Origin of the sequence: Pectobacterium colocasium (genome assembly GCF_020181655.1) — a bacterium.
Classification (GTDB): Bacteria; Pseudomonadota; Gammaproteobacteria; order Enterobacterales; family Enterobacteriaceae; genus Pectobacterium; species Pectobacterium colocasium.
The window spans coordinates 1,405,160-1,429,797 of sequence record NZ_CP084032.1 but is presented as its reverse complement, the minus strand read 5'-3'; the positions used below and the strand labels follow the sequence as shown (position 1 = coordinate 1,429,797).

General features: G+C 49.5%; 18 protein-coding genes, 6 tRNA genes and 2 pseudogenes. 22 read left to right on the top strand and 4 right to left on the bottom strand.

The annotated features are described in order from the left end of the window. Positions 1 to 5 precede the first annotated feature (5 nt). Positions 6 to 455, top strand: a complete 450-nt coding sequence (fur, locus tag LCF41_RS06330; RefSeq protein ID WP_225087336.1) for a ferric iron uptake transcriptional regulator — start codon at positions 6 to 8, stop codon at positions 453 to 455. A gap of 63 nt (positions 456 to 518) precedes the next feature. On the opposite strand, the gene glnS is transcribed toward fur, so the two are convergent. Both glnS and nagE read right to left on the bottom strand, forming a co-directional pair. After that, a complete protein-coding gene (glnS, locus tag LCF41_RS06325) occupies positions 519 to 2,177 on the bottom strand; it encodes a glutamine--tRNA ligase (protein ID WP_225087335.1) in 1,659 nt (552 codons plus the stop codon). A gap of 156 nt (positions 2,178 to 2,333) precedes the next feature. After that, entirely contained in the window at positions 2,334 to 3,830 is a 1,497-nt protein-coding gene (nagE, locus tag LCF41_RS06320; protein ID WP_225087334.1) for an N-acetylglucosamine-specific PTS transporter subunit IIBC, read from the bottom strand. A 359-nt stretch (positions 3,831 to 4,189) separates the two neighbouring features. Between nagE and nagB the strand changes: the two genes are divergently transcribed. From nagB to LCF41_RS06250, 14 genes and pseudogenes are all read left to right on the top strand, one after another. After that, entirely contained in the window at positions 4,190 to 4,990 is an 801-nt protein-coding gene (gene nagB, locus LCF41_RS06315; protein WP_225087333.1) for a glucosamine-6-phosphate deaminase, read from the top strand. 19 nt (positions 4,991 to 5,009) lie between these two features. After that, positions 5,010 to 6,155, top strand: a complete 1,146-nt coding sequence (gene nagA, locus LCF41_RS06310; RefSeq protein ID WP_225088112.1) for an N-acetylglucosamine-6-phosphate deacetylase — start codon at positions 5,010 to 5,012, stop codon at positions 6,153 to 6,155. Positions 6,156 to 6,279: 124 nt separating this feature from the next. Then, on the top strand, positions 6,280 to 7,503 hold the full coding sequence (gene nagC / locus LCF41_RS06305; RefSeq protein ID WP_225087332.1) for a DNA-binding transcriptional regulator NagC: 1,224 nt from the start codon (positions 6,280 to 6,282) through the stop codon (positions 7,501 to 7,503). A 203-nt stretch (positions 7,504 to 7,706) separates the two neighbouring features. Then, positions 7,707 to 9,371 (top strand): asparagine synthase B, encoded by a 1,665-nt coding sequence (gene asnB, locus LCF41_RS06300; protein WP_225087331.1) that lies wholly within the window; start codon positions 7,707 to 7,709, stop codon positions 9,369 to 9,371. A 219-nt stretch (positions 9,372 to 9,590) separates the two neighbouring features. Further along, positions 9,591 to 9,667: transfer RNA gene (locus LCF41_RS06295), tRNA-Met, on the top strand. 8 nt (positions 9,668 to 9,675) lie between these two features. Beyond that, positions 9,676 to 9,760: transfer RNA gene (locus LCF41_RS06290), tRNA-Leu, on the top strand. Positions 9,761 to 9,816: 56 nt separating this feature from the next. Beyond that, positions 9,817 to 9,891: transfer RNA gene (locus LCF41_RS06285), tRNA-Gln, on the top strand. A 34-nt stretch (positions 9,892 to 9,925) separates the two neighbouring features. Beyond that, positions 9,926 to 10,000 (top strand) — tRNA-Gln (locus LCF41_RS06280). 53 nt (positions 10,001 to 10,053) lie between these two features. Continuing rightward, positions 10,054 to 10,130: transfer RNA gene (locus LCF41_RS06275), tRNA-Met, on the top strand. Between the two features lie 6 nt (positions 10,131 to 10,136). Next, positions 10,137 to 10,211, top strand: a tRNA-Gln gene (locus tag LCF41_RS06270). A gap of 546 nt (positions 10,212 to 10,757) precedes the next feature. Continuing rightward, positions 10,758 to 10,949, top strand: a pseudogene (locus LCF41_RS06265) (S24/S26 family peptidase); the annotation flags it as partial. 72 nt (positions 10,950 to 11,021) lie between these two features. Further along, the gene (locus tag LCF41_RS06260) at positions 11,022 to 12,740 is read left to right on the top strand and encodes an AIPR family protein (protein ID WP_225087329.1); all 1,719 of its coding nucleotides are present in this window, start codon (positions 11,022 to 11,024) and stop codon (positions 12,738 to 12,740) included. An 81-nt stretch (positions 12,741 to 12,821) separates the two neighbouring features. After that, positions 12,822 to 12,927: pseudogene (locus tag LCF41_RS06255) on the top strand (site-specific integrase); the annotation flags it as partial. Positions 12,928 to 13,026: 99 nt separating this feature from the next. Next, entirely contained in the window at positions 13,027 to 13,641 is a 615-nt protein-coding gene (locus LCF41_RS06250) for a hypothetical protein (RefSeq protein WP_225087328.1), read from the top strand. 22 nt (positions 13,642 to 13,663) lie between these two features. On the opposite strand, the gene ubiF is transcribed toward LCF41_RS06250, so the two are convergent. Further along, complete coding sequence (gene ubiF / locus LCF41_RS06245; RefSeq protein ID WP_225087327.1) at positions 13,664 to 14,830, bottom strand: 3-demethoxyubiquinol 3-hydroxylase; 1,167 nt, start codon at positions 14,828 to 14,830, stop codon at positions 13,664 to 13,666. A 349-nt stretch (positions 14,831 to 15,179) separates the two neighbouring features. Here ubiF and miaB point away from each other — a divergent pair, with 349 nt between their 5' ends. Then, positions 15,180 to 16,604, top strand: a complete 1,425-nt coding sequence (gene miaB / locus LCF41_RS06240; RefSeq protein ID WP_225087326.1) for a tRNA (N6-isopentenyl adenosine(37)-C2)-methylthiotransferase MiaB — start codon at positions 15,180 to 15,182, stop codon at positions 16,602 to 16,604. A gap of 59 nt (positions 16,605 to 16,663) precedes the next feature. Here miaB and LCF41_RS06235 read toward each other — a convergent pair whose 3' ends face one another. Continuing rightward, positions 16,664 to 17,869, bottom strand: coding sequence for an ISL3 family transposase (locus LCF41_RS06235; RefSeq protein ID WP_225088111.1), 1,206 nt, complete (start codon positions 17,867 to 17,869; stop codon positions 16,664 to 16,666). 389 nt (positions 17,870 to 18,258) lie between these two features. On the opposite strand from LCF41_RS06235, the gene LCF41_RS06230 reads away from it, so the two are divergent. From LCF41_RS06230 to LCF41_RS06205, 6 genes are all read left to right on the top strand, one after another. Further along, a complete protein-coding gene (locus tag LCF41_RS06230; RefSeq protein WP_180742350.1) occupies positions 18,259 to 19,317 on the top strand; it encodes a PhoH family protein in 1,059 nt (352 codons plus the stop codon). Beyond that, positions 19,314 to 19,793, top strand: coding sequence for an rRNA maturation RNase YbeY (ybeY, locus tag LCF41_RS06225; protein ID WP_225087325.1), 480 nt, complete (start codon positions 19,314 to 19,316; stop codon positions 19,791 to 19,793). Before LCF41_RS06230 ends, ybeY begins: the two co-directional genes overlap by 4 nt. Before the next feature lie 129 nt (positions 19,794 to 19,922). Further along, complete coding sequence (corC, locus tag LCF41_RS06220) at positions 19,923 to 20,801, top strand: CNNM family magnesium/cobalt transport protein CorC (protein WP_015839475.1); 879 nt, start codon at positions 19,923 to 19,925, stop codon at positions 20,799 to 20,801. Between the two features lies 1 nt (position 20,802). After that, positions 20,803 to 22,338 carry an apolipoprotein N-acyltransferase gene (gene lnt, locus LCF41_RS06215; protein ID WP_284144947.1) on the top strand — a complete coding sequence of 512 codons (1,536 nt, stop codon included), beginning with the start codon at positions 20,803 to 20,805 and terminating at the stop codon, positions 22,336 to 22,338. Between the two features lie 440 nt (positions 22,339 to 22,778). Then, a complete protein-coding gene (locus tag LCF41_RS06210; protein WP_225087323.1) occupies positions 22,779 to 23,675 on the top strand; it encodes an amino acid ABC transporter substrate-binding protein in 897 nt (298 codons plus the stop codon). Positions 23,676 to 23,894: 219 nt separating this feature from the next. Further along, a complete protein-coding gene (locus LCF41_RS06205) occupies positions 23,895 to 24,635 on the top strand; it encodes an amino acid ABC transporter permease (protein ID WP_225087322.1) in 741 nt (246 codons plus the stop codon). Positions 24,636 to 24,638 lie beyond the last annotated feature (3 nt).

Here is a 24,638-nt window from a genome sequence, read left to right as displayed (position 1 = left end):
CCCGCATGACTGACAACAATATCGCATTAAAGAAGGCCGGCCTGAAAGTCACTCTTCCAAGATTGAAAATTCTGGAAGTGTTACAGGATCCTGTCTGTCACCACGTCAGTGCGGAAGATTTATATAAGAGATTGATTGATATGGGCGAAGAGATTGGTCTTGCTACCGTCTATCGCGTACTCAACCAGTTTGATGATGCGGGCATCGTCACTCGTCATAACTTCGAAGGGGGTAAATCCGTCTTTGAACTGACACAGCAGCATCATCACGATCACTTAATTTGCCTCGACTGTGGCAAAGTCATTGAATTCCGCGATGAATCTATCGAAGCACGCCAACGCGAGATCGCAGAAAGACACGGCATTAAACTGACCAACCACAGTTTGTATCTCTACGGGCATTGCAGTGAAGGGGATTGCCGCGAGGATGAAACCCTGCACGAATCGACACGATAAATCGACCGCATAAAAAAATAAAACCGCCGAGGCGGTTTTATTTTTGTCTTCTTACCGGTGGCGTTAGCCTACCCAGGTATCACGCAGTCCAACCGTACGGTTAAACACCAGATGTTCCGCACTGGAGTAAACTCGGTCAGCACAGAAATAGCCTTCACGCTCAAACTGATACGCTTTCTCTGCTTCTGCCTGCGCCAGACTCGCTTCCACAAAACCTTGCGTAATTTTCAGTGAGTCTGGATTAATCGTCGACAGGAAGTCTTCCGCCGCACCCGGGTTTGCCACACTGAACAGACGATCGTACAAGCGGAATTCTGCTGGTACCGCGTGTGCCGCAGAAACCCAGTGAATCACGCCTTTCACTTTACGGCCATCAGCCGGATCTTTGCTCAGCGTTTCCGCATCATAGCTACAGTAAATCGTGGTGATAGTACCCTGCTCGTCTTTTTCAATGCGATCGGCTTTGATCACATAGGCATTACGCAGACGAACTTCTTTACCCAACACCAAGCGCTTGTACTGTTTGTTAGCTTCTTCACGGAAATCTGCGCGATCGATATAAACCTCACGGCTAAATGCTACCTGACGTGATCCCATTTCCGGCTTGTTCGGATGGTTTGGCATCGCGACAAATTCTTCGTGCCCAGCTGGCAGATTCTCGATCACCACTTTGACCGGATCCAGCACCGCCATCGCACGCGGGGCGTGTTCATTCAGATCGTCGCGGATACAGGATTCAAGCGCGGCCATCTCCACGTTGTTATCCTGCTTCGTCACGCCGATGCGCACGCAGAATTCACGGATAGAAGACGCACTATAACCACGGCGACGCAGACCAGAGATCGTCGGCATACGTGGATCGTCCCATCCTTCAACGACATTTTCCGCAACCAGCTGATTCAGCTTACGCTTGGACATAATCGCGTATTCGAGATTGAGGCGAGAGAACTCGTACTGACGCGGATGGCAAGGAATCGTGATGTTATCCAACACCCAGTCATACAGGCGACGGTTATCCTGGAATTCCAGCGTACACAGTGAATGCGTGATCCCTTCCAGCGCATCGGAAATGCAGTGGGTGAAGTCATACATCGGGTAGATGCACCACTTGTTGCCCGTCTGGTGGTGGTCGGCAAATTTAATACGATACAGCACTGGATCGCGCATCACGATAAAGGACGATGCCATATCGATTTTTGCACGCAGGCAGGCCGTGCCTTCCGCAAACCCACCGTTGCGCATTTTTTCAAACAGCGTCAGGTTTTCTTGCACGGTACGGTCGCGGTAAGGGCTGTTTTTGCCTGGTGCCGTCAACGTACCACGGTATTCACGGATCTGCTCGGGCGTCAGTTCATCAACGTAAGCCAGCCCTTTACCGATCAGCTCAACCGCATACGCATGCAGTTGATCGAAGTAATCAGAAGAATAGCGAACGTCACCGCTCCATGAAAAACCCAGCCACTCGACGTCACGTTTGATCGACTCAACGTACTCGATATCTTCTTTTACCGGGTTGGTGTCGTCAAAACGCAGGTTGCATTGCCCCTGGTAGTCACGCGCGATACCAAAATTCAGGCAAATAGACTTGGCATGCCCAATATGCAGATAGCCGTTCGGCTCTGGCGGGAAACGCGTCTGAATATGGTCATGCTTACCGGACGCCAGATCTTCATCGATAATCTGACGGATAAAGTTGGTTGGGCGGGCTTCAGCCTCACTCATTCTTCATTCCTCAATGCTAAAACGACGTATAACCGACAATGATCCAACAAGCTACGCTGGGAAACAACCGTTAGTTTCATTTAATTATTCATAACGAAAAAAAAGGGCGAGATTACTATCTCGCCCTATCAATTTCATCAGCATAGCGCCGTTATGTTACGCCTTACTCTGCTCCGCTTTCAGTGCGGTTGCTATCGATTCGGCCTGTGTACCCACAACAATCTGTACACTTTGTTTATTCAGACGAATCACGCCCGCCGCACCAAGACGCTTCGCCTGAGCATCGTCAACCAGAGAAGAATCAGCCACATTCAAACGCAAGCGTGTGATACAGGCATCAATGCCGATCAGGTTGGCTTTACCGCCCAGTGCCTGCAAGTAACCCCGCGCCAGTGCCGCTGCATCGCCTGATTTCTCGCTCGCAGTCGCGGTACTCACATCATATCCATCAGCTTCGCTACCGCTCACGGCCAGTTCACGCCCCGGCGTTAACAGATTGAAGCGCGTAATGGTAAAGCGGAACACCACATAGTAAATGACGAAGAATGCCAGTCCCTGAACAAGCAGCATGTACCACTGGGTGGCCAACGGATTACGCGAGGACAGCACCATATCCACCAGACCAGCACTGAATCCAAAACCGGCAATCCAATGCATACTGGCCGCGATAAAGACGGAAAAACCCGTCAGCAGCGCATGCAGGAAATACAGCACCGGTGCCACAAACATGAATGAGAACTCCAGCGGCTCGGTGATCCCGGTGAAGAAGGAGGCAAATGCCGCTGCCAACATGATCCCTGCCACTTTGCTTTTGTTCTCAGGGCGGGCGCAGTGATAAATCGCCAGCGCCGCTCCCGGCAGGCCGAACATCATAATCGGGAAGAAGCCCGCCTGATAACGTCCGGTGATCCCCACTACGGCTTTGCCTGAATCAATAGATTGCTGGCCAGCCAGGAAGTTAGGAATATCGTTGATGCCCGCGACATCGAACCAGAACACCGAGTTCAGCGCGTGGTGCAACCCAACAGGAATCAGTAAGCGGTTAAAGAAGGCATAAACCCCGGCACCAACCGATCCCAACTGTTGGATATGTTCACCGAACGACACCAGCGCGTTGTAAATCACTGGCCAGACGTACATTAAAATGAACGCCACCAGAATCATCAGGAAAGAAACCAGAATCGGGACCAAACGGCGTCCGCTGAAGAACGACAGCGCCTTAGGCAGTTCAACCTGACTAAAGCGGTTATACAGTTCGGCCGACATCACACCAACCAGAATCCCGATGAACTGGTTTTCAATCTTGCCAAACGCAGCGGGCACCTGTTCAACAGGGATCCGTTGGATCATGGCGACAACGGCCGGTGAACACAGCGTGGTCAGCACCAGATAGCCGACAAAGCCGGTCAATGCCGCCGCACCGTCTTTATCTTTCGACATACCGTACGCGACACCGACGGCAAACAACACCGCCATATGCCCGATAATGGCTTCGCCCGATTTAATGAGGAGCGCGGCCAGCGCGTTCTCGCTTCCCCAGCCAACCGGATCAATCCAGTAACCTATCCCCATCAGGATAGCGGCAGCAGGCAGCGTCGCGACAGGCACCATCAATGCCCGACCGACTTTTTGTAAATAGCTCAGAGTACTCACTTTTCCCTCTCTTACCTTTGCGAGGTAAATGAAATGTTGTGGGGCAAACAAACCTGCCAATAAATTTCACTGCCGAAGAGCGTCGCCGTCGAAAAACTGCATTGTCGAGAAAACATGGCAGCGGTGGCTCCTAGGGGGAGTGTAAGAAAAATAATTCGCTACACAAATTAAACCCCATAATTATGTGATAAAAATCACCAAAAAACTGCATATTAAAAGTTTATACCTGAATAAAACCCCAACTTATTTCAAGATTAAAAAAAACGGAGTAGACTAATTTTAATGCATAGACAAAACGCGCAGCTGGCGCGATTGACGCAATAACGCAATTTATTCCACTTAAAACCAGGAGAGCGCTGATGAGACTTATTCCCTTAACTACCGCCGCCGACGTCGGAAAATGGGCCGCCCGCCACATCGTTGAGAAGATTAACGCTTTCAACCCCAGCGCAGAGCGCCCTTTTATTCTTGGGCTACCGACAGGCAGCTCACCGTTGGAGGCCTACAAATCGCTGGTCGCCATGCACCAGGCTGGCCTGGTGAGCTTCAAACACGTTGTCACCTTCAATATGGATGAATACGTCGGTCTGCCGACCGACCACCCAGAAAGCTATCATACCTTCATGCATCAGAATTTTTTCAATCACATTGATATTCCGCGTGAAAACATTAACCTGTTGAACGGCAACGCAGAAGACACCACAGCAGAATGTCGCCGTTATGAAGAGAAAATAAAGTCCTACGGAAAAATTCATCTTTTCATGGGCGGCGTGGGTAATGATGGACATATCGCCTTCAATGAGCCCGCCTCCTCTCTGGCTTCCCGCACTCGCATTAAAACGCTGACGGAAGAAACCCGTATCGCGAATTCCCGCTTCTTTGGCGGGGACGTCAGTCTGGTGCCTAAATTTGCGCTGACCGTTGGCGTTGGTACGTTACTGGATGCCGAAGAAGTGATGATTCTGGTGACCGGTCGCAACAAAGCGCAGGCACTACAGGCTGCAGTAGAAGGCAACGTTAACCATATGTGGACGATCAGCTGTTTGCAGCTTCATGCCAAAGCCATCATGGTGTGTGATGAACCTTCCACGATGGAGCTGAAGGTAAAAACTGTTAAATATTTCCGTGAGTTAGAAACGGAAAGTATGAAGAATCTCTAACCGATCGCGGGAGTCGATGATGTACGCGTTAACCCACAGCCGGATTTTCACCGGCCATCAGATTCTGGACAATCACGCCGTCGTGATTGCCGATGGGCTGATCGAGCGAGTCTGCCCACTTGCCGAGCTCCCTCCCGGCATTGAACAACACGACCTGCACGGTACGTTCCTCGCGCCGGGGTTTATCGACCTCCAGTTGAACGGCTGCGGCGGCGTGCAATTCAACGACTCGCTGGACACGATCTCCGTCAAAACACTGGAGATCATGCAGCAGGCAAACCAGCGTTCAGGCTGTACCAGCTTTTTACCTACGCTGATTACCTCCAGCGATGCGTTCATGAAGCACAGCATTGATGTGATGAGAGACTGGCTGGCGCAGAATAAGCATCAGGCGCTGGGGCTGCATCTCGAAGGCCCGTGGCTAAACGTGATAAAGAAAGGTACACATGACCCCGCCTTTATTCGCCAGCCCACGCAAGCGCTCGTCGACTTTCTGTGCGCTAACGCAGACGCCATTACAAAAGTCACGCTGGCGCCAGAGGAAGTCGAACCGTCGGTTATCCGTCAGCTAACGACTGCGGGTATTATCGTCTCTGCCGGGCATTCTAACGCGACCTGGGAACAGGCGAAGCAGGGCTTTGCCGCTGGTATTCGTTTCGCAACTCACCTGTTCAACGCCATGCCATATCTGACTGGCCGCGAACCCGGTTTAGTCGGCGCAATTTACGATGCCCCAGAAGTCTATTGCGGTATTATCGCGGATGGGCGACACGTTGACTGGGCCAACATTCGCAATAGTAAACGTATCAAGGGCGATAAGCTGGTGCTGGTTACCGACGCTACCGCACCGGCGGGGGCAGATATTGACCAATTCATTTTTGCTGGTAAAACCATATACTACCGTGATGGCATTTGTGTCGATGAGCACGGCACGCTGAGCGGTTCTGCACTGACCATGATTGAAGCCGTGCGTAATAGCGTCGAACATGCGGGTATCGCGCTGGATGAAGCCATTCGAATGGCGACACTCTATCCCGCACGCGCCATCGGCGTCGATAAGCAGTTAGGCAGTATTGAAAGCGGTAAAGTGGCCAACCTGACCGCCTTTGACCGTGACTATCACATTCTCAAGACGTTTGTTAACGGTAACCCGGTTTGGGGATAAAGTGAAAAACGTCTTGGGGTAAAGCGGAAATGCGTGGGGTAAACCGAGATCAGATTTACTCCATGTTGACGAAGACGACGCATTTATCTCTGCGTTTATACCTAAAGAAGCGAGTAACTTTTTCATGACCACAGGCGGACAGGCGCAGATAGGGAATGTCGATCTGGTTAAGCAATTAAACAGCGCGGTGGTTTACCGCCTGATTGACCAGCAAGGACCAATCTCACGCATTCAGATAGCAGAACAGAGCCAGCTTGCGCCTGCCAGCGTCACAAAAATCACCCGCCAGCTTCTGGAACGCGGGCTCATCAAAGAAGTCGATCAGCAGGCTTCTACCGGCGGTAGACGCGCCATTTCGATTATCACCGAAAACCGCCCTTTCCATTCTATCGCCGTCCGTCTCGGTCGTTACGACGCGACCATTGCACTGTACGATTTACAGGGAAAAGCGCTGGAAGAAACGCATTACGACCTGCAAGAGAAAACGCAGGAAGCGCTGGAAGCCGCGCTTTTTCAGGCGATTGTCGGCTTTATCGCCAGCCACCAGCGCCGCATTCGCGAACTCATTGCAATCTCCGTTGTGCTGCCTGGGCTGGTTGATCCCGTCGCGGGCATTGTTCGCTATATGCCGCACATCAGCGTGAATAACTGGAAACTGGTCGAAAATCTGCAACGCCAGTTCAACGTTACCAGCTTTGTCGGTCATGACATTCGCAGCCTGGCGCTGGCAGAACACTATTTCGGTGCCACCCACGACTCACTGGATTCTATTCTGGTACGTGTCCATCGCGGTACGGGCGCGGGTATTCTCGTCAACGGGCAAATTTTTCTGGGCAGCAACGGCAACGTAGGCGAGATCGGTCATATTCAGATCGATCCACTCGGCGATCGCTGCCACTGCGGCAATTTCGGCTGTCTGGAAACCGTCGTGGCCAACGCCGCTATTGAACAGCGAGTGCAGCATCTGCTGCGTCAAGGTTATCCCAGCAAGCTTTCTACGGATAACGTAACGATTTCTGCCATTTGCAAAGCGGCAAATCGGGGCGATGCCCTCGCCCGCGAGGTGATCGAACAGGCTGGAATCAACCTCGGTAAAGCGCTTTCCATCGCAATCAACCTGTTCAATCCTCAGAAAGTCGTGATTGCTGGTGAAATTACCGAAGCAGAAAAAACGCTGCTTCCGGCGATTCAACGCTGTATCAACACGCAAGTGCTGAAAGAATTTCGTCATAACCTGCCGATTGAGATTTCCAGCCTCAACCATCTTTCCGCGATCGGCGCGTTTGCCTTGGTCAAACGGGCGATGCTAAATGGCGTGCTGCTACAGCAATTGCTCGAAAATGCCTGATTCCCTTTCTGGCCGGATTATGTAATCACTAAAAATCTGGCCTTTCCTCTTCATGAATTTGAAGAATCCACACCAGAAAACCGAATAAATTAACGAAATACCACATCAATGGCTTTTTTCATTAAATAATATTGAATTCCTATGGCACTTTGATGCTAAATCAATGGCACTGAGGTCGAATCTGTCATTATTTGGAGTCATGTATGTGTTCTATTTTTGGTGTGCTTGATCTGAAAAGCGATCCTGTTGAACTGCGTAAGAAAGCGTTGGAGTTGTCTCGTTTAATGCGTCACCGCGGGCCAGACTGGTCCGGCGTTTATGCCAGCGACAAAGCGATTCTGGCTCACGAACGTCTGTCTATCGTTGACGTCAACACGGGCGCACAGCCGCTTTATAACGCTGAGCGCACCCACATTCTGGCCGTTAACGGTGAAATTTATAACCATCAGGCATTGCGTCAGCAATACGGTGACCGTTACGCGTTCCAGACTGGTTCCGACTGCGAAGTCATTCTGGCGTTGTATCAGGAAAAAGGCCCTGAATTCCTGGATGAACTGCGCGGCATGTTCGCCTTTGCGCTGTACGACAGCGAAAAAGACGCCTACCTGATTGGTCGTGACCACCTCGGCATCATCCCGCTGTATATGGGTTACGATGAGCACGGTAACTTCTACGTCGCTTCTGAAATGAAGGCGCTGGTGCCAGTGTGCCGCACCATCAAAGAATTCCCGGCAGGTAGCTACCTGTGGAGCAAAGACGGCGAAATCCGCGAATATTACCAGCGTGACTGGTTTGACTACGATGCCGTAAAAGACAACGAAACAGATAAAGAAGCGTTGCGTGATGCGCTGGAAGAAGCGGTAAAAAGCCACCTGATGTCTGACGTGCCCTACGGCGTGTTGCTTTCTGGTGGTCTGGATTCCTCCGTTATCTCCGCAATCACCAAGAAATATGCCGCACGTCGCGTAGAAGACAACGAGCGCAGCGAAGCCTGGTGGCCTCAGTTGCACTCCTTCGCCGTCGGTTTAGAAGGCGCGCCAGATTTGAAAGCGGCGCAGGAAGTGGCTGACCATCTGGGCACCGTGCACCACGAAATTCATTTCACCGTGCAGGAAGGGTTGGATGCAATTCGCGACGTGATTTATCACATCGAAACTTATGACGTCACCACAATTCGTGCCTCAACACCGATGTACTTGATGTCGCGTAAAATCAAGGCAATGGGCATCAAGATGGTGCTGTCTGGCGAAGGTTCTGACGAAGTATTTGGCGGTTACCTCTATTTCCACAAAGCGCCAAACGCCAAAGAGCTGCATGAAGAAACCGTGCGTAAGCTGCTGGCTCTGCACCAGTATGACTGCGCACGCGCCAACAAAGCGATGTCTGCCTGGGGTGTGGAAGCTCGCGTGCCGTTCCTGGACAAGAACTTCCTCGATGTCGCCATGCGCATCAACCCACGCGACAAAATGTGCGGCAACGGCAAGATGGAAAAACACATCCTGCGCGAGTGCTTTGAATCCTATCTGCCGCACAGCGTTGCATGGCGTCAGAAAGAGCAGTTCTCTGACGGCGTGGGCTACAGCTGGATCGACACGCTGAAAGAAGTCGCGGCTCAGCAGGTTACCGATCAGCAGTTGGAGACAGCACGCTTCCGCTTCCCGTACAACACGCCAGGCTCCAAAGAAGCCTACCTGTACCGTGAAATCTTCGAAGAGCTGTTCCCAGTTCCAAGCGCGGCAGAATGCGTACCAGGTGGCCCATCCGTCGCCTGTTCATCTGCGAAAGCGATTGAGTGGGATGAATCCTTCAAGAAACTGGATGATCCATCAGGCCGCGCGGTTGGCGTACACCAGTCCGCCTACAAATAATTCGATTTAATTTCTTCAGTCAACGGGCCTTTCATGGCCCGTTTTTGTACGCTTAATTGACTGGGAATGCGTGCTTTTTGGCGTTTTTCTCACCATACTGTTCACAACCCAAACAAACGATACATTGAGGGCACTTTTCGGGAAAAAACTAGTTGACGCAATTAGGCCAACTACGCATAATGCGCCCCGCAACGCCGATGAAGGTGACGCGGAAAGGATGGCTACGTAGCTCAGCTGGTTAGAGCACAGCACTCATAATGCTGGGGTCACAGGTTCGATTCCCGTCGTAGCCACCATCTTTTTTGCGGGAGTGGCGAAATTGGTAGACGCACCAGATTTAGGTTCTGGCGCCGCAAGGTGTGCGAGTTCAAGTCTCGCCTCCCGCACCATATCATCTTCTCGGTCTGACATCGCTTTTCGAAGCCTGTTAGTGTTTTGTAGTGATTGGGGTATCGCCAAGCGGTAAGGCACCGGTTTTTGATACCGGCATTCCCTGGTTCGAATCCAGGTACCCCAGCCATTTCAAACATATGCTGAAAAATTCGTTGTCCTGTTGGGGTATCGCCAAGCGGTAAGGCACTGGTTTTTGATACCAGCATTCCCTGGTTCGAATCCAGGTACCCCAGCCATCTACTTGATAGTAGAAGATTTGTTGAAGTGAAGTAACATTAGCAGTAGATTTGGCTACGTAGCTCAGCTGGTTAGAGCACAGCACTCATAATGCTGGGGTCACAGGTTCGATTCCCGTCGTAGCCACCATATTTTTGGGGTATCGCCAAGCGGTAAGGCACCGGATTCTGATTCCGGCATTCCGAGGTTCGAATCCTCGTACCCCAGCCAAATAAAGCTGGTAAAACAGCAAAGAAACGGGGCGACAATCAAAAGATGTCGCCCCGTTTTGTTATGAATGGCGACAAAAATTTTAACGTTCATCCTACGGTTACTCCCCTTCTCTATTCTAAATACGAAGATCCCCCTTCAATAGACGAAAGCAACACTCCACTCTTCTACTTGGCTCCAAGCATTTCCCTAAAGCTCGTCAGAAAGCCATAGTGCCACGTAAGATAAATTCCTAAGCCCTAATACGATGTGCTGTCACATCTCGCGATACGAAGCCCTTGAGGACGTTTCATGCCAAGTGAAGAATCCCCTAATATCCAACGTATGTCAAAATCCCACCGGAAAGTGATTCGGGAGGACTCCCCATCTTTGTCATAGTCGGAGTTCGCAGATAAGCCTGTTTCTCATACGAGTACCAAAAGAATTGAAATTGTAATATTCAGAAACATAGGGCATCATTTGCAGCAAAGCACAGTTTAAAGCGTATGTTATATGAAGCTGAATTTCTGACTGACGTGATTGTTGTACTCGTTCAATGCGAGCATGTCTAAGTTTGATGAAGTGACAGACGGCAAGTGGCTGGTTGAGATTGAAGGAAAAATCAGCGTCCGCGATCTGACCCGTATCCCTGTAGGAAAAGTTCATGTGGCGGGAGATAAACTTTCATTTGAATGCTTGCTTCTAGAATTGAAAATATTAGCTAAAATTAAAGTCACAGCTGAAATAACTCATATGTAGTGCGCGAATTAAAAATCACCAACTAACGTTAATAAAATATACTTTTTTACTAATCAATTAATTGAGGAAATTATGGACAAAATAACAAACTCATTACTTGAAGCATTTTCAAAACAAAATGAGATAGAAAATTTATCCGAATCTATCAGATTCGAACACTTCTGCAACTATTCCATAGTATCTAAGTTAAATAGAAGTAGTTTCGAATTAGAAGATATTCATAGCGGCGAAGGGAATGATTGTGCTATCGACGGATTATTTATATCAATAAATGGAAAGATAATTAATTCATTAGAAGTATTTAACGACATTTTAGAATCAAGCAGCTATCTAGACGTAGATATAACATTTATTCAGTCAAAGACAAGTACATCATTTGATGGCGCTCAGTTAGGAAACTTCATATATGGTGTAAAAGATTTTTTATCAGACACACCAGAGCTAGTTCAAAACGATAAAATAAAAGAGACAAAAGAAATATGGGAAATCATATTATCTAACTCTGATAAGATGATAAATAGAAGACCTAATTGTAGGTTATATTATGTTACAACGGGGAAATGGGTTGGTGATGTAAATTTAACTGCTATCGTTAACAATGGAGTAAAGGAAATAGATGCAATTGGAATATTTGAAGAGATTAAAATATATCCCTTTGGTGCAAGTGAAATACAAAAACTTTATCATGAAACAAAAAACAAATTATCAACAACAATAAACTTTCAAAGTAGAATAACTTTACCTGACATACGTGGTGTCAAAGAAGCATATCTTGGAGTTATACCTTTTGATGAATATATAAAATTAATCCAAGATGAAAACAAAAGCATTCATAGTATATTTGATGATAACGTTAGAGATTTTCAAGGTTCCAACCCCGTAAACTCAAGAATTAAAGAAACCCTTACAAATAAAAAGTTTGACTTATTTAGTGTTCTCAATAATGGTATAACAATAGTAGCATCATCACTTACACCTGCGGGTAATAGATTTACTCTCCGAGATTATCAGGTTGTGAATGGTTGTCAAACAAGTCATGTCTTACACGAATGTCAAGACATTGAAGGAATGAATTCAGTCTATGTCCCTATCAAGATAATCGTTACAGATAGTGACGATATAAAAATTGACATAACTCTAGCAACTAACAGCCAGACAGAAGTAAAACCAGAAGAGCTTGAATCTCTCAGTGTATTCCAAAAAAACCTTGAGTCATATTTTTTAGCGGAAAAACCATTCTCTATTTACTATGAAAGAAGATCTCAACAATATAATTCTGCCAATATAAAAAAGACACAAATAATATCAATACCTATACAGATAAAATGCTTTGCATCTATGTTCCTTAACTCCCCGCATTTAGTTAGCGCGTATTATGGAACTATAGTAAATAGATTTAAAGGTAAAATGTTCAACATAGAGCACAAACTTTCACCATATTACATTAGTGCATTGTGCTATTACAGATTAGAACAGTTCTTTAGAAGTGGTGATATTGATAGCTCAATGAAAAAATTCAGATTCCATATTTTAATGATCATCAGAGTATTGACTATGGGATCAAACATAGAACCGTTCAATTCAAATAAAATGGATAGAGAATGTGAAAGAATAAAAACATTAATTATTGATGATGTTAAATTTTTAAATTTAATAAAAACTGCAATTGACATAGCTAAAAATTCTGGGATTGATAATAGTAAATCCAGGTATAAATCTGAAACAGAAACATCACAAATTCTGAATGCAGCAATTGCTTTTAACAACGGAGAAAAAACAAATAGTTTTTAATTGTATATTTTAGTTAATTTAAATATTGATAACTGTTTTTATATACAGTGAAAATTCAGCCCTCAGTTAACAGGGGGCTGTATGGCAGTTCGTAGGCTGTGTGAGTGCTATCCGCGAAGGCAAGCGTGTGCGCAAACAGTTTGCCACCAAAGTGGAAACCGTCACCTTTGAGCGCTTCACAATGGATCGGTCGAAAGATGTCGCCCCGTTTTCTTATGTCTGGTATTAACATCATCCGGTGCTAACATATGCACACCAATCATTCGATTTTCTCAAAAGGGCGGGCATGAAGGTTTTATCGACATCCTCTGTTACTCATGATTTCAGCCACGTTGTGCTGCCACAGCAGAATGACGTCGGCCAATCGCGATGGTCTGTCAGACGTGCGCAGTTAACCACACTGCTACTCAGCATGGCATTGCTATTTTGCTTCATTACGTCGGCTTATGCCGCCAATGTCGCGTCTTTTAAGATGTCATCGCAAACGTTCGCTGACCGGATGAATGCCAATCTGACGAAACTCAATATCCCTCTTAAATTGACCATTAAGTTGGAAAAGGGAACGTCCGTCGATGACTTTCAGCACATTTTTAATGAGTACGTCGGCTTAATTGGGTCGGTAGAAAGTAAAAGCCAACAGCTTAATGGAATCGTGCTACTCAGTGCCGCGTCAGAACCCGCCGAAACAACAAGACAGAATCTGCAAATCGTCACTGCCGCGTTTTCTGCGCTATTGGGCGAGAACAATCTTGAAAGTCCTGAGGTGACCGAAATGATGTTCGGCCTGCTGCAGGATAGCCAGGCCTCAGGTAAAGGCGTTCGACAAGTAGGAAAAGTTCGCTTTACAGCAACAACCAATGAGGACACCGATATAATCTTCACCGCCGAGCCTGTGCTATAGCGGGCGGCGTCCTCATTATTCATCAGACGCCAATGGCATATTTCAATGCGCGCTGTTTTAACACGCCAGCGCGCTGTGCAACCATCAGCGCCATATTGCGCGCAAAGCTCAGCGGCGGTAACGCATTACTGAACGCGTTATAGAAGAGATCCATCCCGCTTTGCATCATCAGATTATCCGGCATACGGCGACACTGATAGCGGCGTAAAACGCGCTCAGAAGCCCATTCTTCTCCCGCATTGCGCGCGTTAATTAGCACATCCAACAGCGCCTCAACGTCACGATATCCGAGATTAACCCCCTGCCCCGCCAGCGGATTGATGGTATGCGCGGCATCGCCCAGCAGCACTAAGCCAGGCTTGATATAGGTTTGCGCATGGCGTCTGACCAGCGGGAATGATCCCGCAGAAAGCGCTTTGACCTTGCCCAATCGCTCAGGAAACGCGGCCGCAATTTCTTTATCCAGCTGTGTAAGCGGCATCGTCTGAAGCTGGCGAATACGCTGCGGGCTGTCATACCACACCAGCGACCCCCATTGGTCAAACAGCGGTAAAAATGCACGCGGGCCACTCGGTGTGAACTGCTGCCAGGTCACATCCTGCTGGGGTTGCGAAGTCTCAACACCAATCAACATACAAGACTGACGATACTGCCAGCCGCTGATGCCAATCCCCGCCCACTGGCGAATCTGAGAGTTCGCGCCATCAGCGCCAATCACCAGCGAACCCGTCAGTTGTTGCCCATCGGCAAGCTGTAAACACCAGCCATCATCGATGCGTTGCAGGTTCTGCGGCGCAGCCGGGCAGTAAGATTGACAACGTTCTTCTTCCTGCAAACTTTCCCAGAGCGCTCGTTGCAGCACACGGTTTTCCACCATAAAACCCAGCTCAGGCAGATGAATGTCAGCAGCATCGAAAACGACTCTGGCATTCGCCCATTCCCAGGTTTCCAGACGGCGGTAAGGCGCGCTGCGCATTTGCTGCACTCGCTGCCAGGCACCCAACGCTTTCAGCAACGCAACCGACGCGTAACCAATCGCCGAGATCCGTAAATCTGGCGGGCTGACGGCATCAAACGGCGCCGGCATGTCCTGCTCAATCACCGCGACCTGAAACCCTTGCTGTGCCAGCCCAAGCGCCGCAGCCGCGCCGACCATACCTCCGCCAACTACAATCGCATCGTAATGCATATTGGCTTTATCCTCTCTGGTTCCGGTGTATTCACACCGGTAAAAGTGCATGAAAGTAGTGTACTGGATCTAAGGGGGATTTTTTAGAAAAGCCGCATTTTTATAGAATGTAAGGGGTTATCAAATAAGCGCGGTTTCCGGTGCTGGTCACAACGTCAGCGAACGATTACAATACCCCCCCGAATATCCCCTAAATAATTCGGGTTACAGGAAGGCGGCGACGCAACGAATCCCCAAGAGCTTACACAAGTAAGTGACTGGGGTGAGTGAAGAAAGCCAACACACCTGTAACTTGAAGTATGACGGGCGAGGGGAATCTTTCTTATCCGCACTGAGTAATGGCAAGTCGATGACAAAAAAACTGCTTATTAAAACTTGGGGCTGTCAGATGAATGAGTACGATTCATCGAAGATGGCTGATTTACTGGGAAGTACGCACGGCTATGAGCTGACTGAAATCGCTGAAGAAGCCGATGTCCTGCTGCTCAATACCTGTTCGATCCGTGAAAAGGCGCAGGAAAAGGTCTTCCATCAACTTGGCCGCTGGAAAACGCTGAAAGATCTCAATCCGAATTTGATTATTGGCGTCGGTGGCTGCGTTGCATCACAGGAAGGCGCGCATATTCGCGAACGTGCGCACTATGTTGACGTTATCTTTGGCCCGCAAACCTTGCACCGCCTGCCGGAAATGATTAACCACGTTCAGGGAACCCGCAGCCCTATCGTTGATATCAGTTTCCCTGAAATCGAAAAATTTGACCGTCTGCCAGAACCGCGCGCTGAAGGGCCGACGGCATTCGTCTCCATCATGGAAGGCTGCAATAAATATTGCACATTCTGCGTTGTGCCTTATACCCGTGGCGAAGAAGTTAGCCGCCCATGCGATGATGTGTTGTTTGAAATCGCTCAACTCGCCGCGCAAGGCGTGCGTGAAGTCAACCTTCTTGGGCAAAACGTTAACGCCTACCGCGGCGAAACCTATGACGGTGAAATCTGCTCCTTTGCCGAACTGCTGCGTCTGGTGGCCGCCATCGACGGAATCGACCGTATCCGCTTTACCACCAGCCATCCCATTGAATTCACAGACGATATCATCAGCGTCTATGAAGACACGCCGGAACTGGTCAGCTTCCTGCATTTGCCAGTGCAAAGCGGTTCTGACCGCGTGCTGACGATGATGAAACGCCGTCATACCGCGCTGGAATACAAAGCGATTATCCGCAAGCTACACAACGCGCGTCCGGGTATTCTGATCAGTTCTGACTTTATCGTCGGTTTCCCTGGCGAAACGCAGGCTGACTTTGAACAAACGATGAAGCTGATTGCCGATGTCAATTTCGATATGAGCTACAGCTTTGTCTATTCCGCCCGTCCGGGAACCCCGGCAGCGGATATGGTTGATGACGTGCCGGAAGAAGAGAAAAAGCAGCGTCTGTACCTTCTGCAAGAACGTATTACCCAGCAGGCGATGCGCTTCAGTCGCCTCATGTTGGGCACCGTCCAGCGTATTCTGGTAGAAGGCACCTCGCGTAAGAGCGTGATGGAGCTGTCTGGCCGTACAGAAAACAACCGCGTCGTTAACTTCGAAGGCACGCCGGATATGATCGGTAAATTCGTCGATGTGGAAATCGTTGATGTTTATACCAATTCGCTGCGCGGCATCGTGGTGCGCACCGAAGATCAAATGGATCTACGCGTACATGAATCACCGTCTTCCGTGATTGCACGGACTCGTAAAGAGAATGAGATCGGCGTCGGGTTCTACCAACCGTAATCGACGGTTATCAACGTCTTAGCGTGACGATGGGTGGCTTTGCCACCCATTTTTTAGGTTCATCGCGTTTTACCGGGGAACGCTGCTTTAATTTTCAGGAAGAAGTAGTCGTTATCCCGGTATCCATAAGCCATTCGCTTTAGTACCTTGATTTTGTTATTCATCCCCTCCAGCACACTCGTATTCAGACGATGTTCAGCACTGGCGATTATCCCGCTCACGTAGCCCTTGAGCTTATCTGCGAACTGCTGCAGCGCTTTTATATCGCTCTCCTGAGACTGCCTGTACCATTCATCCCAGCGATGCCGGGCCACCTCCTTATCCGGCGCATACCACAGCTCTTTCAGCGCAGTTTTCATCACGTACACGGTGTTCAGCGGCTGGTTGGCCTCCAGCAACTCTGCCAGCTTTACATCATGACCTGCTGGCAGATTTTCAGCGTTACGCAGCAACAGCCAGCGGCTGCGCTTGATAACCTTCCGGGTTTTCGCGTTGTCACGTAGCTGATTCGCCTGGTCAACCCGCACCCTGTCGATGACCTCGCGACCGAACTTCGCCACCACGTGGAACAAATCATAGACCACTTCCGCCTGTGGGCATTGCTCCCTGACTTCAAGGTCCAGCGCCGTGTTCATGTCCATTGCGACAGACTCGATAGCCGCGCAGCCTTCCGGTCCCAGCCAGGTGAAGAACGGGCGGAAGGCCGCGCGGCTGCGACCTTCCCCGACCCACAGCACCTGCTGCGTATCAGCGTCCACGACCACAGTGGCATAGCGATGACCTTTAAACAGGGCGAACTCATCCATTATCAGGCGGCGAAGTGTATGTCGCTCTGGCTCCTGCAATTCCCGACGCAAACGGCGGAGGTCGATATTCTTGATGGTGTGCCAGTGCAGGCCTGTCAGCTGTGCTACGTGCTTCACGGGGAGTAGACGGCTAAGAGACTCAACCCAGACGGATAATTTAGAGGTGTAACGCTGCCTCTCAGGCAACCAGGAGATACGTTCGGTGGCAACACCGCAGCAGGCGCAGCGAAGACGACGAACAGGAACCAGAAGGGTGACGCGCCAGTGCAGCAAATCCCGCTCACGAACCTGACGTACAGAGACATCATGAACGGCACAGTCTCTTCGGCCACATCGGCGGCACTGGGGTGCAAAACGGGGGTCTGGGCGAAGCGTAATAAGCAGCGCATCAGATGAGGAATGGGAAAAGGAGTCAACGGTAAAGCCTTCCCAGAAAAGGGAAGAGAGGTTAGCATTCATGGCAGACGGCGGTTGAGTGGTCGGTTGGTGTTTTGGCGAATACAAAACTAACCACTTTTACCGCCGTTTTCTATTGGTTCACGCTTAAGCGCGATGAACCATTTTTTATGACGGACAAGAAGATCCGTCACCTTTGCGGGCCGGGCTTTACCGCGTTAAAAACGCACAGGCGTTTTCTTGCGACAGCCCCTCTTCACCATCTGTTTTAATTTCATCGTGCTTACATTTGCTTTTGCGAAGCAGCATCCCAATATCATTATTGTGACTTGCACCATCAGGCATTCACGATGAATAATTCATTCATAGGGCGGACACATCAGACCGTCTGACAACTATTCATTTTGTGCAGGCAGAATAGCGCCAGCACAGCAACGCTCAAGAGGAATAATTTGAACGTAACGACAAAAGAGATTGCCCTTGAACCCGCAGATAACCAACGCCTGCTCAGCCTTTGCGGTCCATTTGATGACAATATTAAGCAGTTAGAGCGTCGTTTAGGCATCGAGATCAATCGACGGGATAATCAGTTTAAACTGGTCGGCAAACACCTGCTGACGCAAGCTGCCTCTGATATTCTGCAACGTCTGTATGTCGATACGGCTCCGGTACGTGGCGTGATCGGTGATATCGATCCTGAGCAAATTCACCTTGCGATTAAAGAATCCCGCGTGCTGGAGCAGTCTGCGGAACACGTACCTGACTATGGCAAAGTGGTCAATATCCGCACCAAGCGCGGCGTAATCAAACCGCGCACGCCAAATCAGGCGCAGTATGTCGCCAATATCCTCGATCACGACATCACATTCGGCGTTGGCCCGGCAGGCACAGGGAAAACCTACTTAGCCGTCGCTGCCGCCGTCGATGCATTGGAACGTCAGGATATTCGCCGTATCCTGCTAACGCGCCCCGCGGTCGAAGCCGGTGAGAAACTGGGCTTCCTGCCTGGCGATCTGAGCCAGAAAGTCGATCCCTACCTGCGTCCACTTTATGATGCCCTGTTTGAAATGCTGGGCTTTGAGCGTGTCGAAAAGCTCATCGAACGTAACGTCATTGAAGTCGCGCCACTGGCTTATATGCGTGGACGAACGCTGAACGATGCTTTTATCATCCTCGATGAAAGCCAGAACACCACCATCGAACAGATGAAAATGTTCCTGACGCGTATCGGGTTCAACTCAAAAGCCGTTATTACCGGTGACGTCACGCAGATCGATCTGCCGAAGAATCTGAAATCCGGCTTACGCCACGCCATTGAAGTGCTGGCCGATGTGGAAGAGATCAGCTTTAACTTTTTCCACAGCGAAGACGTGGTGCGCCATCCTGTGGTCGCGCGGATTGTGAATGCCTATGAAGCGTGGGAAAATGCCGAGCAGAAACGTAAAGACGCCTTAGCCGAACAACGTAAGCGTGAAGCACAGGCTGCGGCATCAGATCAGGAGCAAAAATGAGTCAGGTGATTCTCGATTTACAAATCGCCAGCGAGCAAGAACAAGGGCTACCGGAAGAGAAAGACTTTCAGCGCTGGCTGGAAGGCGTTCTGCCGCAGTTTCAGGAAGTCTCTGAAGTCACAATCCGTATCGTGGATGAATCTGAAAGCCGCGACCTGAATAACACCTATCGCGGGAAAGACAAGCCGACCAACGTGCTGTCGTTCCCTTTTGAGGCTCCGCCTGAGGTCGAACTTCCTCTGCTTGGCGATTTAATCATCTGCCGTCAGGTTGTCGAGCAAGAAGCCGCAGAGCAGGAAAAAACCGTAGAAGAGCACTGGGCGCACATGGTTGTCCATGGTAGCCTGCATCTGCTAGGGTATGACCATATCGAAGACAGTGAAGCCGAAGAAATGGAAGCGCTGGAAACCGAGATTATGCAAAGTATGGGCTATGCCGATCCTTACCTTGCAGAAAAAGATGGTCTCACCGAATAAATAGAAATACATTTTATCTAGCCCGAGATCGGGAAGATATCGGGCATTTATATCTTCACACATCAGCGACTGTGCCGCTTCCAGTTGCTGGCAATAATCCTTTAACAAGAGTGATGTTAATTAAAACGCATGAGCGACGACCATTCTCAAAACAGCGATGCACCCAGTCCCAAAAAGGGCTTCTTTTCTCTTATTCTTAATCAGCTTTTTCACGGCGAGCCAAAAGATCGTAACGGTTTACTCACTCTGATTCGTGATTCCGAACAGAATGACCTGATCGATCCTGAAACACGAGATATGCTCGAAGGCGTCATGGATATCGCCGACCAGCGTGTACGCGACATCATGATCCCTCGCTCGCAGATGATTACGCTCAAGCGCGATCAAACGCTGGAAGAGTGTCTGGACGTGATTATCGAATCCGCTCATTCCCGTTTCCCCGTTATTAGCGAAGATAAAGACCACATTGAAGGCATCCTGATGGCGAAGGATTTGCTGCCGTTTATGCGCAGTGATTCTGAGCCTTTCAGTATGGATAAAGTTCTGCGCTCCGCTGTTGTGGTGCCGGAAAGTAAACGCGTTGATAGAATGCTGAACGAATTCCGCTCGCTGCGCTATCACATGGCGATTGTCATCGATGAATTTGGTGGCGTCTCCGGCCTGGTCACGATTGAAGATATTCTTGAGCTGATTGTCGGTGAGATTGAAGACGAATACGACGACGAAGAAGACAGAGATATTCGTCAGCTTAATCGCCAGACCTACACCGTGCGGGCATTAACCGATATCGAAGATTTCAATGAGGCTTTCGGTACACGGTTCAGCGATGACGAAGTCGACACCATTGGCGGCTTGGTTATGCAGTCTTTTGGTCACCTCCCTGCCCGAGGCGAAACTATCGACATAGAAGGTTACCTGTTTAAGGTGGCGATGGCGGACAGCCGCCGTATTATCCAGGTTCATGTCAGAATCCCTGACGATGCCCCTCAACCAAAATTGGAAGAATAATTTGGCAACGGTTGTCGCTTCTTTTCTACAACGCCAGCAGGTCAAAGCCCTGCTGGCGCTCTTATTTGGTGCCTGTGGCACACTGGCATTTTCCCCCTTTGATTTCTGGCCTGCGGCGATTATCTCGCTTATGGGTCTACAGGCGCTGACGCTGAACCGCACTAGCCGTCAGTCAGCCTGGATAGGGTTTTGCTGGGGGTTAGGCCTGTTCGGCAGCGGCATTAACTGGGTTTATGTCAGTATCGCGCAGTTTGGCGGGATGCCGGGGCCTGTAAATGTCGCACTGGTCATTTTGCTGGCGGCCTATTTGTCGCTCTACCCACTGCTGTTTGCCACCCTGCTCTCACGTATCAGCCCGAAGACAACGCTGCTGCGTCTGACACTGGCCGCTCCCGTGCTCTGGCAGCTAACCGAATTTCTCCGCGGCTGGGTGCTTACTGGTTTTCCGTGGCTGCAATTCGGCTACAGCCAAATTGACGGCCCGCTAAAAGGTATTGCCCCCATTCTGGGCATCGACACCATTACCTTCCTGTTGATGAGCCTCAGCGGTCTACTCGTTTATGCCATCAATCAACGCAAAGCCGCCCCGGCTGCTATTGCTATTGGCGTTTTCGTTTTATCCTGGCCGCTGCGCAACGTGCAATGGTACACCCTGCAACCTGAACGCGCCGTCAATGTCGCACTGGTACAGGGTAATATCCCTCAGGCTGTGAAATGGGAACAGGATGAGCTGCTGAACACGCTGCGGATCTATCTGGATAACAGCCTGCCCTACATGGACAAAGCCCCTATCGTTATCTGGCCGGAAACGGCGATTCCTGATATTGAAAGCCGTCAGGGTGCTTATCTGAAGCAGATTGACGATATCTTGCGTAGCCGCAATAGCAGCCTGATTACGGGTATCGTCGATATCCGGCGTGAGGGTAACAAAACCGATTTTTATAACTCCGTTATCGTTTTAGGCGACAAAGATCCGTATCACTACCCGACAACGAACCGTTACAACAAAAACCATCTGGTGCCTTTTGGCGAGTTTGTTCCATTGGAAACGCTGTTACGCCCGCTGGCGCCGTTCTTCGATCTCCCTATGTCGTCGTTCAGCCGGGGAAACTACGTTCAGCCTCAGCTTTCGGTTCATGGCTTTAAACTTAATGCCGCCATTTGTTATGAGATAATTTTAGGCCAACAGCTGCGGGATAACTTCCGGCCAGACACCGATATGCTGCTGACTATCTCGAACGATGCCTGGTTTGGTCATTCGATCGGGCCGTGGCAGCATTTTCAGATGGCACGCATGCGCGCGCTGGAATTAGGGCGTCCTCTGGTTCGTAGTACCAACAACGGCGTCACCGCGGTGATCACGCCAGATGGCAATGTCAGCGCCAGCCTGCCGCAGTTTACGCGTGCGGTCCTGGATACACCGGTTGTGCCAGCAACCGGACTCACACCTTATGCACGCTTCGGTTCCTGGCCACTCTGGATCATTACGCTTCTTGGCGGCATCGTTACCGTTTTCTCCGTTTTACGTCGCCGATAACCACTCCCCTCTCACTTCCTTAAGGGCATGCTTTTGCATGCCTTTTTTATTTATGGCACGGTATTTGCCTGTTATTACCCTGTAAAAGGTTGTTTCTGTATTTTTTTGGATATTGCGTCGGCTTCAGGCTCTCTATTGGAGCAAGTAACGCACCAAATTGGTGCCACACACTGACATTGCAGCTATTTGGTGCGGCGGATATCGCAAAAAACAAACATTTCCATTTCAATCTATTTACAATCAGCTACTTTTTAACTGTAGAGACAGTAACTTCGCGCTTTAACGGTGCAGCGTTATCACAGAGAAGTCGCAAAGCGTTATGAGTGATGCAGCGATACGCTGTTTAACGTGAAGACGAAGATAACTTGCACATTAACCATACGGTTATTAATGACAGCGCTATAACTATTGCACTGCAACGACAGCAAAGGAGTTAGAACATGCAAATGCGTAAACTGGCATTATCACTGCTTCTGCTTGGCACTGCCGCCAGCGTAGCTCAGGCTGAAGACCTGACCGGTACCCTGAAGAAGGTCAAAGATAATGGCGTGATCGTCATTGGACACCGCGAGTCGTCCGTGCCTTTTTCTTACTATGACAACACGCAAAAAGTGGTCGGTTACTCTCAGGCCTACTCTGACAAAATTGTCGAAGCGGTTAAGAAAAAACTGGATGCGCCTAACCTGCAGGTCAAGCTACTCCCTATCACCTCTCAGAACCGTATCCCTCTGTTGCAGAATGGTACATTCGATTTTGAATGTGGTTCAACGACCAACAACCTGGAACGCCAGAAACAAGCCGCATTCTCTAACACCATCTTCGTGGTCGGTACGCGCCTGTTAACCAAAAAAGACTCCGGCATAAAAGACTTTCCGGATCTGGCGGGTAAAACGGTGGTCGTCACCTCCGGCACCACTTCTGAAGTTCTGCTGAATAAGCTGAATGAAGAAAAACAGCTGAAAATGCGCATCATCAGCGCGAAAGACCACGGCGACTCCTTCCGTACGCTGGAAAGCGGCCGTGCTGTGGCCTTTATGATGGATGATGCTCTGCTGGCGGGTGAACGTGCAAAAGCGAAAAACGCCGATCAGTGGGACATCGTCGGCAAAGCGCAGTCGGAAGAAGCCTACGGCTGTATGCTGCGTAAAGACGACCCGCAATTTAAGAAACTGGTTGATGACACCATCGCTGAAGTCCAGACCTCCGGTGAAGCTGAGAAATGGTTCGATCGCTGGTTTAAACAGCCTATTCCACCAAAAGATCTTAACCTGAACTTTGAACTGTCAGATGAAATGAAAGCCTTGTTCAAAGCGCCAAATGACAAAGCGCTAAACTAATTAATAATGAGAATAAGGGCAGAGTCACCTGCCCTCTGATTGCTGATTCGTGGCAGGACAGACAGGCATGTGATGGTCGTTCCCCATCACATGTTGCCCCAAGAAATTTCGATAAACAGGAAAACAAACAATACGCCTGTAGTTTGAAACAGAACGGGGATATGGCCGCTCATCAATCTTCAGGGTAGCTTCGCTACCCTTTTTTTACCGGAGTTCGTTATGTCTATAGATTGGAACTGGGGCATATTTCTACAAGCCGCCCCTTTCGGCAACACAACCTACCTCGGGTGGATTTTGTCCGGTCTGCAAGTCACCGTCACATTGTCTATCTGCGCCTGGATTATCGCCTTTATCGTTGGCTCTTTATTTGGCATCTTGCGTACCGTCCCGAACCGTTTTGTTGCGGGCATTGGTACCTGCTACGTCGAGCTATTTCGTAACGTTCCGCTGATTGTCCAGTTCTTTACCTGGTATCTGGTCGTTCCCGAACTGCTTCCTGCCAGCATCGGCATGTGGTTTAAAGCCGAGCTAGACCCAAATATTCAGTTCTTCCTGTCATCAATGATTTGTCTGGGGCTCTTCACCGCAGCGCGCGTTTGTGAGCAGGTGCGTGCGGGGATTCAATCGCTACCGCGCGGACAGAAAGCCGCCGGTCTGGCAATGGGCCTGACGCTGCCACAAACTTATCGCTATGTATTACTGCCGAATGCATACCGCGTGATTGTTCCACCGTTGACGTCGGAAATGCTGAACCTGGTCAAAAACTCAGCCATCGCTTCTACGATTGGTCTGGTGGATATGGCCGCACAGGCGGGGAAACTGCTGGACTATTCCGCCCACGCGTATGAATCCTTCACCGCCATCACGCTAGCGTACGTTGGCATCAATGCCATCATTATGTTGATTATGCAGGTCGTTGAGCGAAAAACCCGTTTGCCGGGCAATATGGGGAGCAAATAAATC